This window comes from Methanosarcina spelaei, from assembly GCF_002287235.1.
Classification (GTDB): domain Archaea; phylum Halobacteriota; class Methanosarcinia; order Methanosarcinales; family Methanosarcinaceae; genus Methanosarcina; species Methanosarcina spelaei.
This window is the reverse complement of sequence record NZ_LMVP01000244.1, coordinates 1-1,791: the sequence shown is the minus strand read 5'-3', so window position 1 is coordinate 1,791 and position 1,791 is coordinate 1. Positions and strand designations below refer to the sequence as shown.

At 34.2% G+C, this 1,791-nt stretch carries 2 protein-coding genes; both read right to left on the bottom strand.

The annotated features are described in order from the left end of the window. Window positions 1-501: 501 nt before the first annotated feature. Window positions 502-936, bottom strand: a complete 435-nt coding sequence (locus ASJ81_RS12085; protein ID WP_095644657.1) for a hypothetical protein — start codon at window positions 934-936, stop codon at window positions 502-504. A gap of 211 nt (window positions 937-1,147) precedes the next feature. Further along, the coding region (locus ASJ81_RS12080; RefSeq protein ID WP_141241560.1) for an IS110 family transposase at window positions 1,148-1,791 on the bottom strand (644 nt) is incomplete at its 5' end.

Below are 1,791 nucleotides of genomic sequence, written 5' to 3'. Positions count from 1 at the left end.
GGAACTATTAACATTTAGAGTTCCTGTTCAATAATTTGAGGACACGACCAGATTTTCTTCATTATCCAAAAATAGAGTTTATAAAAGTAAGACTGCAGAAAAGCAGATAAAGCATTGATAATATGTAAAAAAATTAATATAAGCTGATTTACAGGAAATCTGTGTTGATCTCACTTCTTTGTTATTACTATTAGTATTGTTATTAATATTTTATTATTATTTTATTATTATTATTATTATCGATATTTTATTATTATCAGCATTTTATTATTATCAGCATTTTATTATTTTATTGTACACACTAATCAATAGTGATTGGGATCAACAGTGATGGGAATCAATAATGATAGATGCGTTTTTTGATAAGATCTGAATTTAGATATTTATTTACATAGTTGTCAAAAGAAAATTCACAGCTACTGGCCTTATGTGTACAGTTCGCATTTAAATGCGAACTATACCATATATAAGAGGTAGAGGTCTGTGCTCTCCTCAGAGGATTTAGGAACCCTTGCTGGGAGTCATTTTAATTACTCTTCCTCCGCTGGTGTTATTTCCAGATTGGGTGTTCTCCAGAATACGTTCCTTCTTTCTTTGAGTACTACTCACATGTTTAGTTACATTTTGAGTAGTATTTGCGTTTTCGCTTTCAGTTACAGTATCTTCCTCAGCCGGAGTCACTGCCACAACTGGAGTTTCTGCTACAACTGGAGTTTCTGCTACTACTTCTTCAACTGGAGTTACAACTTCAACTTCAGTTACAGCTTCAACTTCAGTTACAACCTGTGCTGGAGTGCCTGCTTCTGCTGGAGTTATATCTTCTACTTCCTCAGCTGGAGTTCCTGTTAGGTTTGGAGCTTCTTCTCTCTGACCGGTGCATCCTATTGCAAGGAACACACCGAACAGTAATATCAAAATAATCAACATTTTTTTCATATTTTCCCCCACTTATAATTATGTCCGTTATTAGTTGACACTTTATAATTGATATTTGGATCTTATAATAATTCCGACTAGATTCTGAACATAATTCATCGTACAGGATTAAGGATGGTTATATATCCACATCTGTTCATTTTATACATTTATGAATGTATGTAAAATCCGGAATCTTTATTTAGCATGAAAGTACATGAGGATATCTTCCTCACGTGCTCTCTTCACCTTCTTTTTCCATTATCGCAAATATTTCACTAATTATTTTTATTCGTTCATCAACTGAGAATATTTCTGTCTCAACAATCTTCCTCTTTTGAATTTCTCCTTTTTGATATCCAGTTCCATCTTCGTATATCTCATCGTTTACGATAAGATGCCATATTATCGTTGCAATTTTCCTTGCCAAGGCAATAATTGCCTTGGAATGCCCAATTGACTTCTTTTTCCTGTTAAAAAACTCTTTTAACTTACTGTTATTCTTTCTTGCCGCTGCTTGAGAAATCTGCGTAAGAATCCATCTTGCTCCCTTTGATCCTCTCTTTGTGATTCTTCCGTTGTGGTATTTATCTGCAGATTGATACACATTAGGAACCAGACCAAGCCAGGAAGCAAGCTTATCTCCAGAAGAAAAATCCTTGAAATTGCCTATTTCAGCAAGTAAAATTGCCGCACCAAGTTCTCCTATACCTGGAACTGACATTAAAATCTCCATTTCTCGCTTATGCTTTTTATAAGCATAATTGAAAATTTCTTTCTCTAAAGCTTCGATCTCATCATCAATACTCTTTATGAGTTTCAGACAGATCTGAAGTCTGAATGCAGCACTTTGAGAGATTTCTCGATCAAGAATTT